Raw genomic sequence first — 14891 nt, 5'->3', positions numbered from 1 at the left:
GCTTTAAAGGAACTCAATTATGCAAACACTTCTTAAGGGCTTATTGTCAGCAGCCCTACTTATTTCAATGCCTGCGTATGCAGACAGCTCACCACCTGTGCAACCCTTTAAGGCTACTTACACCTCCGAATGGGATGCAGGTATAGCGCTGACAGGTGAAGTCGAGCGTTCGCTTTCCAGCACGCCTGAAGGTCAATGGATATTTCGCACTTACGCCAGCGCTATGATTGCCTCTATTGATGAAAAAAGCACCGTTACTTTCAATCAATCTGACGTCATCCCACAGCAATACTACTATCAGAAAACTGTACTGGGTAAAAAACGCGAGGCCAAACTTGCCTTTGACTGGCCAAACATGAGCGTTAATAACGACATTGATAAAAAACCCTGGAATATGGCGATACCTACAGCAACCCAGGACAAATTAAGCTACCAACTACAAATGCGACTCGACCTTAAAACCGGAAAAAAAGGCCCGCTTAGCTATAAAATAGCAGATGGCGGACGACTTAAAGAATACAACTTCAACATCATAGGCAATGAGACCATTCAATCACCTCTGGGTGAATACGATACGATTAAAGTCGAAATGGATCGAGGACCCAATGCCAGCCGGGAAACCTATATATGGTACGCCCCCGCACTAGACTACATGATCGTTAAACTTAAACAGATCGAAGGCGATGGCACCGTCTATGCTTTGCAATTAAAATCAATGAAAACCTTTTAATATGCCTAAAATCGGCGGTGAGACTTTATCCAACACTGCCAGAAGATAAACTTTCAGAAAAAGATATTAAAGGCATAAGAGCGCTCTTAGCAGAAGCCGTATAGCAATAGCAATACGCCTATATTGTGCACTGCACAATATAGGCGTAGACTTTAGCCTGATTATATCGCTTACTGGAGTTTACCCATGAATTTGAATGGTATGAAATTTACAGGCGTTGCTAATGATGACCGCCGTATTGCAGCTGAACTGCAAGCTATGGGCGCATTTGATCACGCTAACGAAAAACAACCATCTGCTTTAGTACAAATAGTAGAAGCAGTTGGACAGTTTGCCGAGTGGGCGCGATGGAAAGGAGAGGTCGGTGTATACGGCTGTAGAGTTGGGGCATCGCATGCCCGTCGCGCAGAAGCGAGACATCTGGCGTAAACAGCGTAACGATTGTAGTTAAGATTAAGGGCCAAGATTAATAACTAAGATCAACAGCCAAGCAGAAAAGATCCGACCTTAACTACAATCACTTTTTATCTGGATTCCAAATCAACACCCAGCGCAACAGATCGCTTCTCCATCGCAGAATCAATCAACGCATCATTCAATGTACCATTATTTTTCGAAATCAGAATAATATGCTCACATTGCTGCTGTTGCAACAGCATATTTTGACCAGCCTCCTGACCATCCTGCCAACCCATTGCCGCTTTACGGCTTTTCACATACTCCGCAGTAAAGCTTTGCAGCGAAAACGCCACCTCAGGTTTAAATCTCTGATTTATCTGCTTGATAAAAATACTCGTCATCAACATAGCCGACGTAGATTGACGGAATGCATAACGCTTACTAACAGCCGGCCAGTTATTCCTGAGTACCGCTAATGACTCGCCATTACCCTCGGCTTCCAGATTATGCAACAGCGCATAAGTACCATCATAAAATCCAGAACAACTGGCCCCCAACGCAGAAGCAAATCGCATTTGTTCCAGCCCAACACTGCTCTTTTCAGCAGCGCCAGAAACAGAAGATATACTGAAAGGGATCACGACTAACAGTGAGCGGATCAACAGCTTCGATACTGCAAACATAAAGACTCCCTCATTAAAAAATAGTCCCGGAATTTTACCGGATATTCCACTTCTCAGATACTCAATCCACCTGAGAATATAGTAAGCCAAATATAGAAAATCCGGCATATACATTCACACAGCCATATCTATCTGTTGAACAGATCCAACATTTCCTGCCTCCGTCAGATAAATACCACTTTTAGAAACTTTTCCAAGCATTTGATTATTGTCACCTTTAATATCAAACGGCGTTTCTTCTGAACCTAAATAAATGGCCCCAACAGCGCTTTTCGTTAGCGGCAGCAGGTGATCCAGCTCCTCAGTTTTTGTCCAGATTAAAAGATCCTTAAAAACACTGTCTGCAGCATCAATAAATCCATTGTTATCTTCATCGAACTGTCTGAGCTCGTCAAATCCTTGTCCTGTTTTGCCACCAAACAACTCAGAACCATTATCAATTTTTCCATTTTCATCGCCATCCAATGCCAGCCAACCATTAGCCCCTGCCAAATAATGCAACCATTCCGTTTCACCATCTGCATCGATATCAAACTCAAAAGAAGCATCAGACAACTCAGCAGCGGTGCCGTCAAAGTTAAGCAGCAAAGGATCCTTAAAGCGCACTTCACGCGAAAAGCTCATCTCATGTGTTTCTGAATAATACCGCTCCATCGTCATATTCAAATTAAGGTCAATCATTCTCCCATCCGATGTCTTTACTGATCCCGCCGCGACAAAACGAGACACTTCATACTCCTCAACAGACTGGGCCACATGAACAGTTAACTGCATAGCTTTACTTTCAGAGAGAAAATCTGTTGCCTCTGAGCGCTGAACCCGGCCTTTTGCAGCGTCCATATTCGATACTTCATTTACCCCCGCATTCAGACCATCATCAATAACCGGCAGCTTCTTCCCCGTTATCGCTTCAAATAATGCCTTAAATAGTCGAGCCCGTGTGTAGCTTTGCTGATGAACACTTACCTCTTTCTCCTCTGACGTATTAAATTTCAAACCATCATCGGTCATTATTAACACTGAAGGCTCCGATACAGAAGGCACTAACGGCGCCACCCCACCCGTTTCTTGCGGCCCTACCCGTGTCGCCAACAGCGCGGACGCGCTATCAAATTGCTGACCAAAACCGGATATGTTAGTTTTCTGCATATAACTCACCGACTCAGATTTTTTATGATCAGCACTCATCGACATTACACTTTGTTCAACAATCATATTAATCCACCTCATATTCAGTTGTTAAGCCCATAGCGGCCATTCTTTGCCTACAACGCCACTAATCACGGCAACAGGAGAGATCTTTAACGCACAGGACAGGCAAAGCGAATGACAACAACTCACTGAAATTCAGCCTCTGCTCATTGAAACGACAGACCCTCTTGCATCGCCACTAAGAAGCTAGCAAGATGCAGGCCTAAGTCAATTTAAAGGAAAGTACGGATGTTTACCCGCAAGACACATCGTCAGTTTTCATTAAAAATCATGGCAAGCAGCTGCTTTACGCTATTGTTAAGCGGCTGCAGTCTATTCACACCGCCCGCTCCTGGTATAAGCGATGCCACCTGTTGGAATAATTTACAGGGCTGGCAACAGGACCCACTCATCGAAGCCCTACCTGCTCTCATCAGCCAATGCCCCAGACTCAGCAAAACCACACCGGACTGGAAAAACATTTGCACGGCTGTGGATACACAAGCACTCGTATCGACTCAAGACTTACGCGCATTCATTGAACAGTATTTTGTTCCGTACAATATTATCGGTACTGCGGGTAAAAATAACGGCCTGATCACCGGCTACTATGAGCCAACACTTAATGGCAGCATGACACCGGATGAGCAATATAATTACCCTCTGTATCAACGCCCAAGCGATATGCTGAACGTCAATCTGGCATCGCGATTTCCTGAGTTAAAAAATCGACGCGTCAGAGGCCGGATAGATAACAACACGGTTATCCCCTATTACAGCCGTGCAGAAATAGACAACCCAACGACGCCCCTTAAAGGACAGGAGTTGCTTTGGGTGGATGACTCAGATGCCGCTTTCTTTCTACATATACAAGGCTCAGGTCGCGTACAACTACCCACTGGCGAGATTGTAGGCGTAAGCTACGCGGATCAAAATGGCCACCCTTATGTAGCGATTGGCAAAACATTGATCGACCAGGGTGAGCTCACACGCGAAGAGGTATCTTTACAGACAATAAGGCGATGGCTGAATAACCACCCGGAACGCGCTGACGCATTAAAAAATCAGAACCCCAGCTATGTCTTCTTTAGTTTGAGAAAAGAGGAAGGCAGCCCGCGCGGATCACTCAATGTACCACTCACACCCGAGAGAAGCGTCGCAGTAGATCGCAAAGTGATACCGCTAGGCACGCCATTATGGATCAATACTACGCTACCGGGCACTGGGAAGCCGTATCAACGACTTGTTTTTGCACAAGACACAGGCGGAGCCATTAACGGTCCGGTTAGAGCAGATATGTTTTTTGGTCGCGGCAGCCGCGCAGAAAAATTGGCAGGTGAAATGAAACAGACTGGCAGCATTTATGCACTACTACCAAAAAGCGCGAACGCTACAACAAACCCCACTGGCTGCCCATAACTCAATATAATCTTCAGAATGAGCAATATATCGAAGCTATTAATTGAACTCAAGCAATAAAAAAAAAGCAAAAAGGCAATAAAAAAGGGTAAGACTGTTAAGTCTTACCCTTCTTATTCTCATCCCTATAAAAGGGAGAGCTAATCGGTAATTAAATTACTGATTAGTAAGTTATCTAACGAATTAGATAGCTACGATGTTTTCTGCTTGAGGACCTTTCTGGCCCTGAGTAACAGTGAACTCAACTTTCTGGCCTTCAGCCAAAGTTTTGAAACCGTCACCAGCGATAGCGCGGAAATGAGCGAATACATCCGGGCCATTTTCCTGCTCAATAAAACCGAAACCTTTATCTTCGTTAAACCATTTAACCGTGCCAGTAGTTGTAGACATAATAATATCCTGTAAATTCATTAGTAATTGAAGCCGTCTCTTTTTGATAAGGCCTTTAACGCTGGAAGAATTGATACTACTTATGGAAAACAGAACGAGCACTAAAGACAGGACATCGAAATGGGACACATAAATATAATTCGTAATTTCAAGCTGGGGTAAGTATATACAGCTTTCCCCCATTGTCAAAGCGCATTCACCCTGAATACGCAACATAATAAAAAAGTCAGATGCTTAATATAAGCGTTAAACGCTAACCTTTACTTTATTATTTGTGTCCCTGCTTTGACGAATCAACTCGTCATTAGCAAGCGTTGTAGCCGATTTCGCTAAACGATCATACAACACAACATTGACCGTGGCGGCGAGGTTCATACAGCCCACCGTAGGGACATAAACCACAGCATCAGCCTTATCAATAACATCTTGATGAATAGTACCGTCTTCAGGGCCAAATATGTAAAAGGCATTCTCTGGATGCTGGTACTCCGGCAAAGGGATAGCACCCTCGACCAAGTCAACACATACTATTTTTGCATCATACGGCACGTTTTTTAACAAACACTCAACGCCGCTTAGCATAATCTTATTAGCGGCATCTTTTGTATCTGTATTAAATTTAGCCGCTCGGGCATATCGCTCTCCCGTGTAAAAAACAGCGTCAACCCGATAACACCCTGCCGCACGCATTACTGCACCAACATTTGTCGGACTTTTGGGATTACTTAATCCAATACAGACATTTAATCGTTTCATTTAATCGTTTCATTTAATTATTCAGTTAGCTTTGCCAGATAACGCCTACCATCACCCCCAGACATTGGGCAAAGAAGGGTTTGAGTAGCCGGAAACAAATAGCTGCTTATTGCCTGTGTCCAGATCATAAGTATGACGATTAACGATACCAATATTCGCACCGTAAATATGAATACTGATCGACACCTGATCATTGAACGAATTTGATACCCGATGAATATCTCCCACCTGCGGAGAGACCAGATCAACGCCGCCGATCTCCAACAGATGTTTACCCTCTGCCACAATTAACCCTGTAGAGTCATCGACACAAAACTCCTCACACAGCTCGCCTCCTCGCATAACACCCACCATACCCCATACCGTATGATCATGAATGGGAGTGCATTGGCCAGGCCCCCAAACAAAACTGGCAATAGAGAATCGCTCCAGAGGGTCACAATGCAGTAAATACTGCTGATATCTATTCAAATCTGCTTTCGCGAAATCTTCGGGTAACCAGTCATCATGCAACACAAGGTCCTGTAGAAGCGATTTTCCTGATACAAAAATTGCCTGTTCATCATCTCCGATGCGATCAACCAGACGGGTAAATTCCTGAATAAAAGTCTTAAGTCTCGTTAGATTTTGCATAATGCATTCCCTTTATTGATGGCACATGAATAAATATATTCATGTATAAACCTATCAGTTACAAATCGACCCACCAATCAAAAAGCGCCTGCAAAATCAACTTACTGCGTGAATAATAAACGCAGCCTTTCAAGATCTTCCAGTGTATCAACACCCGCCGGGGGAAGCTCATCAGCCACAGCAACATGGATGCGTGCACCGTTCCACATGGCCCGAAGCTGCTCAAGACACTCTGCCTCTTCTATCGGAGCGGGTGCCCAACGCACGAACTCATTAAGCATTTTAACCCGATAAGCATAGATCCCAATATGCCGCTGCCAGCTATAACCTACTGGCATCGAGTTCCGGTCTTTCATAAACTCATCACGCGGCCACGGGATAGGCGCACGACTGAAGTAAACAGCCATGCCGCGATGATCAGTCACCACTTTAACTACATTAGGATTCAAAAGGCTGGCGATATCCTCAATAGGCTCAGACAAGGTGGCTATGCCTGCATCAGGTTCAGCTCTGAGGTTGTGTGCGACCTGATTAATAACACGAGGCGGTATCAGAGGCTCATCACCCTGCACATTCACCACGATATCATCCGCATAAAAACCTAAGTTATGAACGACCTCCTGAAGCCGGTCCGTACCTGACGGATGATCCGCTTTTGTCATACAGACCTCTGCACCAAAGGCTTTAGCCACGGCAGCAATACGCTCATCATCGGTGGCGACAATCACACGCTCAGCTTCACTTTGTAAAGCCCGCTCATAGACATGCTGCACCATTGGCTTACCGGCTATATCCGCTAAGGGCTTACCAGGAAAACGGGTTGACGCATATCTGGCGGGTATAATAACGCTGAATCCCATCGTGAATTCCTATTTTCCTTTCAGACGCTCATCTGTCGTTAATGTGCGCGCTTCGCTTTCTAACATTACCGGTATGTCATCCCGAACAGGATAAGCCAGGCCACTCGTCCGGCAGATGAGTTCGTTGGTATCTGCATTGTATTCAACCGGTGCTTTGGAGACAGGACAAACCAAAATATCCAAGAGTTTTTTATCCATTTTTGTTACTCACTTTTTTAAATTTCTGAGCAGTAGCTGTAACTGCTTTTTAAATTCCGGAGGCAGCTGAGCTTCCACTTTCAAATAATAGGTCGAAGCAGTTATCGGCAAGTGACGACATTTAACGGCATCTTTTTCCGTCATGATAACAGGAAGGAGATCATCAAAAACAACGTCCGTTAGTTGATAGGCGTGGTGATCAGGAAAACTGTGCTCTATCGGATTAAAGCCAGCTTGGCGTAAGGTATCATAAAAGCGATCAGGGTTACCTATACCAGCTACAGCATGTACTCGCACCGAATCAACAACAGTGACTGCATCACTTTGACCATCCGTCAGACTCACCAAGGCGGTAGCGGCCAATTGCATCTGAATGGCATTGTCTACATGAAAACCACCAACACCATTCACCACGACCATATCAACCTGATTAAGTCTTTCAGGTAATTCACGTAATGGGCCTACCGGCAAACAATGGCCATTTCCCAATCCACGTTTTCCGTCAATAACAACAATTTCAACATCACGCCCCATGGCATAATGCTGCAGACCATCGTCACTGATGATAATATCGCAGCACTGAGTTTTCAATAATTGTTGACAGGCCCGCACCCGATTCGGGTCGATAACCAGGGGAACAGCGGTGCGCTGCACAATCATCAGTGGCTCATCACCCGCTTCAGAAGGCGTGGAGCTTGAAAGAACAGTAAAAGGGTATTCAGAAGGATGTGCAGCATAACCCCGACTGACCACTCCAGGCTGATATCCCTGCTCCCGCAGCAACTGGATTAAAGCGATAACCAGCGGGCTTTTTCCTGTACCGCCAATGTTAATATTGCCCACAACAATAACCGGGACGGGCGCCTGCCATTGCTGTAATTGATGCTTTCTCCGACGATAACGTGAAACGGTGATAAACAGCTTTTCTAGAGGCAACAGTAACCAAGGCCATCGCGCGCCGCTATACCAGGCTTTTTCGAGTATTTGCATCCGCTACTCTGTCGTTTGCATCGTCGTGATACTTAATTTTTCAAATCCCAGCTTTCCTGAGATATCCATAGCAGTCACTACCGATTGATGCGGTGTTTTAGCGTCTGCCGTGATAACCAAAGGAAGCTTTTCATCATCTATCATCAACTTGCGAATAGCCAGCCGCAATGTTTTGGCTTGTGTGTTGACCAGCGGCTTACCATCGACGCTATACTGCCCCTCTGCATCAATAACGATTTCAATAATTTTTCCAGGACTTTGCGAGGAAGGAGCATCAGATGCTTGCGGCAGATCTATCTCAAGACGGCTATCTTTTGTAAATGTCGTTGATATCATAAAGAAAATCAGCAACAGAAATACCACATCAATGAGTGGCGTTAAATTAACACTGACCTCTTCTCTACTTTGACGCTGAAACTTCACAAAAAAACTCCGCTACTTTTCATGATCAACTTCACGCTCACCATGTACAGCCTCGACCAATTGCACGGCCTGCTGCTCCATTTCTACGACCAGTGAATCTATTTTTCGCTGGAAATGACGATGGAAAATCAGCGAAGGAATCGCCACCGCAAGCCCTGAAGCGGTGGTAATCAGCGCTTCAGAAATACCTCCCGCAAGAACAGAAGCATTACCTGTACCCTGAACCATAATTTCTGTGAACACTTTAATCATCCCGATAACCGTCCCCAACAACCCCAGCAAAGGAGCAATGGCGGCAATGGTACCTAGCGCTGTCAGAAAGCGCTCGAGCTCATGAATGACTTGTGTTGCCGCTTCCTGAATACTCTCTTTCATGATTTCACGACCATGACGAGCATTATTCAACCCTGCAACCACTATCCGGCCAAGAGGGCTGCTCTTTTTAACCTCTTTCATTTGCTCTGCTGTCATCGAGCCACTTTTTAACCAATACCATACATTGGTCATCAGCTCTGGCGGCGCAATTTTACTGACACGCAACTCCCACAACCGTTCCATGCAAATAGCAAGGGACAGGATTGAGCAACCAATAATAGGAATCATCAGCCAGCCACCGGATGTAATCAATTCAAACACGCTCTAATCTCCTTTAATATGGCATTACTTTAGCACACCGGGCTGCATTGGAATATGCTCTCAACTGGCTGACCAGTAACGTTTTTCTTTTTCCCTCCATGTATCAATTCGACATTTGCCGTTTCTCGTTTCACCCAACACAATAGCACCCTGCTGATCGGTACGCAGAATACGCGAGCCCGAACGCTCTATTCGCTCAATAACATCTGCGTGCGGATGCCGATATCGGTTAAGAAAGCCTGCACTAATCAGTACCGCTTCAGGCGATATAGCCTGAAGAAACTCCTCACTAGTTGATGTTCGACTACCATGATGCCCTGCTACCAACCAGGTCACATGATCCATACTTTTGAGCAACTGACTTTCAACAGCAACACTGGCATCACCGGTCAACAGCACACTGCAATGTTGACTGCGAACTTCCAAGACACAAGAGCGGTCATTATCGGTCGCCTTTAACGCGGGTTCTGGATGATGGTAACGAAACTCAACACCATCCCATTTCCACGATAAATCAGACGGACAATTTTGCGCAGGAATGTTTAACGCCTCCGGCATACCGCTTTCAACCAACCCTAAAGAGAGTTGCTCAGCAACCTTACGCACACCACCCGCATGATCATTATCATCATGGCTCACCACTAGCTTATCGAGGAAAGAGATCCCCTGCTGATTCAAATAAGGCAATATGGCGCGCTCGAAAGCCGTCCCTCCATTAGGATAGCCAGCGCCCGTATCAAACAACAAGGTATGCCGATTCGTTTCAATTAGCACAGCTAAACCCTGGCCTACATCAAACACCAGTGCTCTTATCTGCGCGGGAGGCACATTATCCTTTATGGGAAGAAAAACAGGAAACCAACACAACAAGCCCACCAGCTTTAAGCGCACGTTCACAGGCTGCAGTATCATCACAGCGCCCAATATCGCAAACGTAATAGCAATAACACTGGGTTGCGGTATTGCCAGCACCCACTGATCACTCAGCGCATTAACCCATGATAAACCAGCCCACAGTGCTTTAATTAACACCCCGAGAATATCAAGCCCCCAACTAAAACCGAGGACACTGATTAGCAGCGCCGGTATCGAAACGACGAGCACGAACGAAACAAAAGGGATGGCCAGGATATTTACGATCGGAGCACTTAATGATAGCTGACCAAAAAACAATAACAGCAGCGGACTGAGTATCAGCAGTATCCACCACTGACTTTTGAGTAGCATAAATAAAGCCATATTTTTATGACGCTGCGTTACCAAAAACAGCAAAGCCCCCACAGCGCTAAATGATAACCAGAAACCAATTTCATGCATGGCTAACGGCTGCAACGTGAGCACCACAGCCATAGACAGCCACCAACGAGTCCATACAGCAGGCCGCTGCGTCCTTAACTGCCCACCTAATAATACAGCGGCCATAATCCAGGCACGCTGCGTAGGAATACTGAAACCCGCCAATCCAACATAAGCACCGCTTAACAGCAATGCAGTTATCACAGGCAGCCAATGCTGCGGCACATTATATTCTTTACCCCGGAATAGAATGACAGCTATCAATCGACCGAACCACCAACCAAACGCAACGCAAACACCGATATGCAAACCACTCACGACCATAAGGTGCGTGGTCCCGGTATTACGCATCAGCGTCCACTGCCAATCCTCAAGCGCCCTTTTATCTCCCAACAGCAACGCCTGTAATGTGGACAACACCACCGGCTGATCTTTTAAACGCTCTGTTAGCCATAAAATAAAACGGTAGCGCAGTAAATCAACCCCCGTATCTGTGGCGGACTGATGATCAAGCATTTGTTTTACGTAACCTACGGCATCAATATTACGAGCCAACGCCCAACGCTCATAATCAAATCCGGCAGGATTCCATAAAGTATGTGGGGGACGCAGCTTCACATTAAGCGTTAAGCGGTCACCTGGCTTTAAGATGTGACTGGCTTTATACCAACTAAGCCTCATGTAACGCGGCTCTGGATTTGGCGGGATACCACGCTGATCAGAGATTGTCGCAACCTGCAACGTGAAGCGAGCCTGCTTACCCTGCTGATCAGGAAGCTGAACAACCACACCTGAGACCTTCCAAATGCTTTCTACCTGAGCTACATCAAACCGATAATGTAATTGAATATGCCCATAGACGAGCGCTATAGCCATGCCTAAAAGGAGACTAAACGCATGTGACCGAATATCGCTACAGTAGCGGAAAATTATTAGGCCGACGACAGGAAAACCGACTAGCCAAAGCAGTGACGGCAACCATGGCAGCCAGGCAATAATAAAAAAACCTACAATATATGTGATCATCCTTGATCCCTAGGTTGGATTACACAGCTGCGCTGTGCATAATACGCTTACCTTTTTCCGATGAAGTACACTTCCCATGCCCCGGAAGCTTATCAAAAAGTTCATGCCAGACGAAGCATTCCTTCGTAATCACAAATACCTTAGCTGGATGGGCAGTCATTTACACGACCCTTCTCTTTGGCACCTGACGCGAAAATCGGTAGCGAAAGCTTTTCTTGTCGGTATTTTTTGTGCCTTTTTACCTATTCCAATGCAAATGCTGGTCGCTGCAATACTTTCATTATTCGTCAGGAGCAACATACCTATTTCGGTAAGTCTTGTATGGATCACCAACCCTCTCACCATAACACCGGTATTTTATTTTACCTATGTGGTGGGCACTTACCTGCTAAACACCCCCGTTTTGGATATTGAGTTGAAGTTTACTTACGAAGCGCTGTCTCATGACCTATCTGCTATCGGATGGCCACTCTTAGCAGGATCACTATTCTGTGGCGTTATATTTAGTCTGATTGGATACTTTAGTGTGTCGTTTTTATGGATATGGCATGTACGTAAAACGTGGTCAGACAGACGCAAGCGTTAAGCAGTCAGCAGTCAGCAGTCAGCTAGCTATTGGGCAGGATTGAACTGTCAGAAGGATAGAGCGCGGGGCAATCAGGTAGTAGCAGATGCGTCGGGACCAGAAATTTGATGTAAGCCACCCTCTCTGAGCTCCATGACCCGATCCATACGGTAAGCTAATTCTGAATCATGTGTCACGATGATAAATGATGTCTGAAATTCTTTATTCAAACTCTGCATCAGCTGCTGCACATCATTAGCCGTATGATTGTCCAGATTCCCCGTCGGCTCATCCATCAACACACAGGCCGGACGTGCAATCAATGCGCGAGCAATCGCCACACGCTGCCGTTCTCCTCCACTCAACTGAGCTGGCTTATGAGAAAAACGAGCAGATAAACCAACAGCCACCAACATCTCCTGCGCTCGTGAGCGGGCTTCATTAATAGCAACATTCCCTAGCAACAAGGGCATTGCAACGTTTTCAACTGCATCAAACTCTGGAAGCAAATGATGAAATTGATAGACAAAACCGAGTTGACGGTTTCGAATCTGCGCCCTTTTTTCTTCAGAAACAGAATAAAGTGCTTCGCCTCCTACACTAACGCTTCCTTGTGTTGGCGCTTCAAGCCCACCCAAAATATTCATCAGCGTACTTTTACCCGAGCCCGATGTTCCTATAATAGCAATACGCTCGCCTTTACCGACAGACAGACGAATATCACGCAATACTTCTAGTGCACTACCTGCCTCGGTATACACTTTACCTACGCCTTCACATAGCATTACCGTCGAATTATTCATAGCGTAGCGCCTCTGCCGGTTGTGTTTTAGATGCACGCCACGCCGGATATAAGGTGGCCAAAAAACTGATTATCAATGCGGAAGAGGCAATCATGACGACATCGTTCCAATTCAGCTGTGAAGGCAAGTAACTGATAAAATAGACATCAGACGATAAAAACTGCATATCGAGTACTTGCTCTACCCACGCGACCAGGTCAGTCACTGTCAACGCAAGAAGCACTCCCAATGCTGTGCCGATCAACGTGCCGGCAAAACCAATCACAACACCTTGCACCATAAAGATACGCATAATCAAACCAGGCGTTGCTCCCAGCGTACGCAGAATGGCAATATCAGACTTTTTATCTGTAACGACCATAACCAGCGTCGACACAATATTAAAGGCAGCGACAAATACAATCAGAAAGAGCAGCAGTCCGATCATTTTCTTCTCCATCTGAATAGCCTGGAAAAGATTACCGTGCGTGCGGGTCCAATCTGAAACAAGAAAATAGCCATCAAGCTGGGCCGCTATTTCACGTGCAGCAATCGGCGCTTTAAACAAATCCGTAAAGGTAACCCGAACGCCTTCAACGCCTGCCTTAATACGTTTTAGGCGAGCAGCATCATCAATATGGATATAAGCTAAAGAACTATCCAGCTCAGCGCCTACTGAAAAGGTACCAACGACGGTAAAACGTTTTAGTCTTGGTGTGACACCGGCCACACTGATCGACGCTTCAGGCAAAACAAGCGTCACTTTATCGCCCATACGAGCGCCAAGGTAGCGGGCTAGCAAATCACCCAGGACAATACCAAACTCACCACTTTCAAGGTTATTCCATTCCCCTTTAAGCATATGTTCAGACACGATGGAAACTTTACTTTCAGCAACAGGGTCAATACCTTGCACCAGCACCCCACGTACCTGGCCTCCATAGGTCAACATACCTTGAGCACTGATAAATGGAGCCGTCGCAATGACGCGAACATCTTGTTCGACAATATCAGCTACAAGGTGCCAATCTTCAATTGGTTTTTGATAGCCAGTGATACTGGCATGTGGAACCATGCCAAGAATTCTGTCTTTTAACTCCCGATCAAAACCGTTCATTACTGACAGGACGAGAATCAACGCCGCAACTCCCAGCATCAACCCCAGCATAGAGACCAGGGAGATAAAGGATATAAAATGGTTACTGCGTTTGGCTGCGGTATAACGCAAGCCTATGTATATAGAAAAGGGTCTGAACATGGTCGCGGATTAAATCACAGTTGGCCCAGTAACTCTAACAAAATTAAGAAATTCTCCGTTATACTCTATCCTGATACATAAACAGGGGGTGACTGTGAAGCAGGAAAGAAGACAGTTTTACCGGGTCGAAAAAAATGTGGCGTTAGAAATCCAGCCTATCACTGCGAATGAGGTTGAGCATTCTATCCAACCCACTCAATTTGATGTTTCTCCGTACTTTGAACTACTCTCCGAAGTTCAGAATATCGACAAGCAACAAGCTGATTTACTGGCGCAACTATCTGATTCACACCCACTACTTGCCCAGCTGTTCTGTTTACAAACAGAGAAGCTGGATTTAATTACCCGCACGTTAGCGACCAGCAGTTTAAAGATTGAAAAACTAACTAAACAATCAATCAATCTAAGCGAAGGCGGTATGCAATTCACGACCACCACTCCTTATCAAATAGATGATTTTTTGGCTATCAAACTCATTTTTCAAGAACCTTTGACAGGCGTCCTTCTCTACGGAAAAGTGCAACGAATCATTAAAAACCCTAACGATTCCGAAGTAGCGATATCATTCTACCGAATGCCTGAAAACTGCCGCATGTTGATCGCGCAGCGCGTTATTAAAACGCAGCCAACGCACTCAGTCGCCGTAGAGACGTAAA

At 45.6% G+C, this 14891-nt stretch carries 18 protein-coding genes; 5 read left to right on the top strand and 13 right to left on the bottom strand.

Going from position 1 to position 14891, the window contains the following annotated elements; translation table 11 throughout:
• Positions 1 to 19: 19 nt before the first annotated feature.
• Both Nant_RS08995 and Nant_RS08990 read left to right on the top strand, forming a co-directional pair.
• Complete coding sequence (locus Nant_RS08995) at positions 20 to 730, top strand: DUF3108 domain-containing protein (protein ID WP_054341311.1); 711 nt, start codon at positions 20 to 22, stop codon at positions 728 to 730.
• A gap of 186 nt (positions 731 to 916) precedes the next feature.
• Entirely contained in the window at positions 917 to 1159 is a 243-nt protein-coding gene (locus Nant_RS08990) for a hypothetical protein (RefSeq protein WP_054341310.1), read from the top strand.
• 95 nt (positions 1160 to 1254) lie between these two features.
• On the opposite strand, the gene Nant_RS08985 is transcribed toward Nant_RS08990, so the two are convergent.
• Together Nant_RS08985 and Nant_RS08980 are read right to left on the bottom strand one after the other, a co-directional pair.
• Entirely contained in the window at positions 1255 to 1812 is a 558-nt protein-coding gene (locus Nant_RS08985) for a hypothetical protein (protein WP_143773529.1), read from the bottom strand.
• A 114-nt stretch (positions 1813 to 1926) separates the two neighbouring features.
• Entirely contained in the window at positions 1927 to 3027 is a 1101-nt protein-coding gene (locus Nant_RS08980) for a hypothetical protein (protein WP_054341308.1), read from the bottom strand.
• A 225-nt stretch (positions 3028 to 3252) separates the two neighbouring features.
• Here Nant_RS08980 and mltA point away from each other — a divergent pair, with 225 nt between their 5' ends.
• Positions 3253 to 4422 carry a murein transglycosylase A gene (gene mltA, locus Nant_RS08975; RefSeq protein WP_054341307.1) on the top strand — a complete coding sequence of 390 codons (1170 nt, stop codon included), beginning with the start codon at positions 3253 to 3255 and terminating at the stop codon, positions 4420 to 4422.
• Positions 4423 to 4605: 183 nt separating this feature from the next.
• Here the strand turns inward: mltA and cspE are convergent, their stop codons facing one another.
• The 9 genes from cspE to Nant_RS08930 all read right to left on the bottom strand — a co-directional run bounded on the left by cspE (position 4606) and on the right by Nant_RS08930 (position 11630).
• The gene (gene cspE / locus Nant_RS08970; protein ID WP_054341358.1) at positions 4606 to 4812 is read right to left on the bottom strand and encodes a transcription antiterminator/RNA stability regulator CspE; all 207 of its coding nucleotides are present in this window, start codon (positions 4810 to 4812) and stop codon (positions 4606 to 4608) included.
• 246 nt (positions 4813 to 5058) lie between these two features.
• Positions 5059 to 5568 carry an RNA methyltransferase gene (locus Nant_RS08965; RefSeq protein WP_054341306.1) on the bottom strand — a complete coding sequence of 170 codons (510 nt, stop codon included), beginning with the start codon at positions 5566 to 5568 and terminating at the stop codon, positions 5059 to 5061.
• A gap of 51 nt (positions 5569 to 5619) precedes the next feature.
• Positions 5620 to 6201 carry a cysteine dioxygenase family protein gene (locus tag Nant_RS08960; RefSeq protein WP_054341305.1) on the bottom strand — a complete coding sequence of 194 codons (582 nt, stop codon included), beginning with the start codon at positions 6199 to 6201 and terminating at the stop codon, positions 5620 to 5622.
• Positions 6202 to 6302: 101 nt separating this feature from the next.
• A complete protein-coding gene (gene kdsB, locus Nant_RS08955; protein ID WP_054341304.1) occupies positions 6303 to 7061 on the bottom strand; it encodes a 3-deoxy-manno-octulosonate cytidylyltransferase in 759 nt (252 codons plus the stop codon).
• Positions 7062 to 7070: 9 nt separating this feature from the next.
• Entirely contained in the window at positions 7071 to 7259 is a 189-nt protein-coding gene (locus tag Nant_RS08950; protein ID WP_054341303.1) for a Trm112 family protein, read from the bottom strand.
• A 9-nt stretch (positions 7260 to 7268) separates the two neighbouring features.
• Positions 7269 to 8249 carry a tetraacyldisaccharide 4'-kinase gene (gene lpxK, locus Nant_RS08945; protein ID WP_054341302.1) on the bottom strand — a complete coding sequence of 327 codons (981 nt, stop codon included), beginning with the start codon at positions 8247 to 8249 and terminating at the stop codon, positions 7269 to 7271.
• Between the two features lie 3 nt (positions 8250 to 8252).
• On the bottom strand, positions 8253 to 8672 hold the full coding sequence (locus Nant_RS08940; RefSeq protein ID WP_054341301.1) for an ExbD/TolR family protein: 420 nt from the start codon (positions 8670 to 8672) through the stop codon (positions 8253 to 8255).
• A gap of 12 nt (positions 8673 to 8684) precedes the next feature.
• Positions 8685 to 9308 (bottom strand): MotA/TolQ/ExbB proton channel family protein, encoded by a 624-nt coding sequence (locus Nant_RS08935; RefSeq protein ID WP_054341300.1) that lies wholly within the window; start codon positions 9306 to 9308, stop codon positions 8685 to 8687.
• 60 nt (positions 9309 to 9368) lie between these two features.
• Complete coding sequence (locus Nant_RS08930; protein WP_054341299.1) at positions 9369 to 11630, bottom strand: DNA internalization-related competence protein ComEC/Rec2; 2262 nt, start codon at positions 11628 to 11630, stop codon at positions 9369 to 9371.
• Positions 11631 to 11706: 76 nt separating this feature from the next.
• On the opposite strand from Nant_RS08930, the gene Nant_RS08925 reads away from it, so the two are divergent.
• Positions 11707 to 12216, top strand: coding sequence for a DUF2062 domain-containing protein (locus tag Nant_RS08925; RefSeq protein WP_054341298.1), 510 nt, complete (start codon positions 11707 to 11709; stop codon positions 12214 to 12216).
• Positions 12217 to 12287: 71 nt separating this feature from the next.
• Here Nant_RS08925 and lolD read toward each other — a convergent pair whose 3' ends face one another.
• The gene (gene lolD, locus Nant_RS08920; protein ID WP_054341297.1) at positions 12288 to 12998 is read right to left on the bottom strand and encodes a lipoprotein-releasing ABC transporter ATP-binding protein LolD; all 711 of its coding nucleotides are present in this window, start codon (positions 12996 to 12998) and stop codon (positions 12288 to 12290) included.
• Positions 12991 to 14235, bottom strand: a complete 1245-nt coding sequence (locus tag Nant_RS08915) for a lipoprotein-releasing ABC transporter permease subunit (protein WP_054341296.1) — start codon at positions 14233 to 14235, stop codon at positions 12991 to 12993. The genes lolD and Nant_RS08915 overlap by 8 nt, the downstream gene beginning before the upstream one ends.
• Positions 14236 to 14329: 94 nt before the next feature.
• Here Nant_RS08915 and Nant_RS08910 point away from each other — a divergent pair, with 94 nt between their 5' ends.
• Positions 14330 to 14890: a PilZ domain-containing protein gene (locus tag Nant_RS08910; protein ID WP_054341295.1), complete on the top strand. Its 561-nt coding sequence runs from the start codon at positions 14330 to 14332 to the stop codon at positions 14888 to 14890.
• Position 14891: the final 1 nt, after the last annotated feature.

Source organism: Neptunomonas antarctica, from assembly GCF_001305295.1.
Classification (GTDB): domain Bacteria; phylum Pseudomonadota; class Gammaproteobacteria; order Pseudomonadales; family Balneatricaceae; genus Neptunomonas; species Neptunomonas antarctica.
The sequence above is the reverse complement of the archived record's forward strand: the minus strand, read 5'-3'. Positions and strand labels throughout refer to the sequence as shown.

Excerpts from the sequence above, each read along its gene's own strand:
- Nant_RS08965 (WP_054341306.1), bottom strand. The coding sequence starts at position 5,568 with ATGAAACGATTAAATGTCTGTATTGGATTAAGTAATCCCAAAAGTCCG.
- kdsB (WP_054341304.1), bottom strand. The coding sequence starts at position 7,061 with ATGGGATTCAGCGTTATTATACCCGCCAGATATGCGTCAACCCGTTTT.
- Nant_RS08985 (WP_143773529.1), bottom strand. The coding sequence starts at position 1,812 with ATGTTTGCAGTATCGAAGCTGTTGATCCGCTCACTGTTAGTCGTGATC.
- Nant_RS08990 (WP_054341310.1), top strand. The coding sequence starts at position 917 with ATGAATTTGAATGGTATGAAATTTACAGGCGTTGCTAATGATGACCGC.
- mltA (WP_054341307.1), top strand. The coding sequence starts at position 3,253 with ATGTTTACCCGCAAGACACATCGTCAGTTTTCATTAAAAATCATGGCA.
- cspE (WP_054341358.1), bottom strand. The coding sequence starts at position 4,812 with ATGTCTACAACTACTGGCACGGTTAAATGGTTTAACGAAGATAAAGGT.
- Nant_RS08980 (WP_054341308.1), bottom strand. The coding sequence starts at position 3,027 with ATGATTGTTGAACAAAGTGTAATGTCGATGAGTGCTGATCATAAAAAA.
- lolD (WP_054341297.1), bottom strand. The coding sequence starts at position 12,998 with ATGAATAATTCGACGGTAATGCTATGTGAAGGCGTAGGTAAAGTGTAT.
- Nant_RS08915 (WP_054341296.1), bottom strand. The coding sequence starts at position 14,235 with ATGTTCAGACCCTTTTCTATATACATAGGCTTGCGTTATACCGCAGCC.
- Nant_RS08925 (WP_054341298.1), top strand. The coding sequence starts at position 11,707 with ATGCCCCGGAAGCTTATCAAAAAGTTCATGCCAGACGAAGCATTCCTT.
- Nant_RS08950 (WP_054341303.1), bottom strand. The coding sequence starts at position 7,259 with ATGGATAAAAAACTCTTGGATATTTTGGTTTGTCCTGTCTCCAAAGCA.
- Nant_RS08995 (WP_054341311.1), top strand. The coding sequence starts at position 20 with ATGCAAACACTTCTTAAGGGCTTATTGTCAGCAGCCCTACTTATTTCA.
- Nant_RS08960 (WP_054341305.1), bottom strand. The coding sequence starts at position 6,201 with ATGCAAAATCTAACGAGACTTAAGACTTTTATTCAGGAATTTACCCGT.
- lpxK (WP_054341302.1), bottom strand. The coding sequence starts at position 8,249 with ATGCAAATACTCGAAAAAGCCTGGTATAGCGGCGCGCGATGGCCTTGG.
- Nant_RS08930 (WP_054341299.1), bottom strand. The coding sequence starts at position 11,630 with ATGATCACATATATTGTAGGTTTTTTTATTATTGCCTGGCTGCCATGG.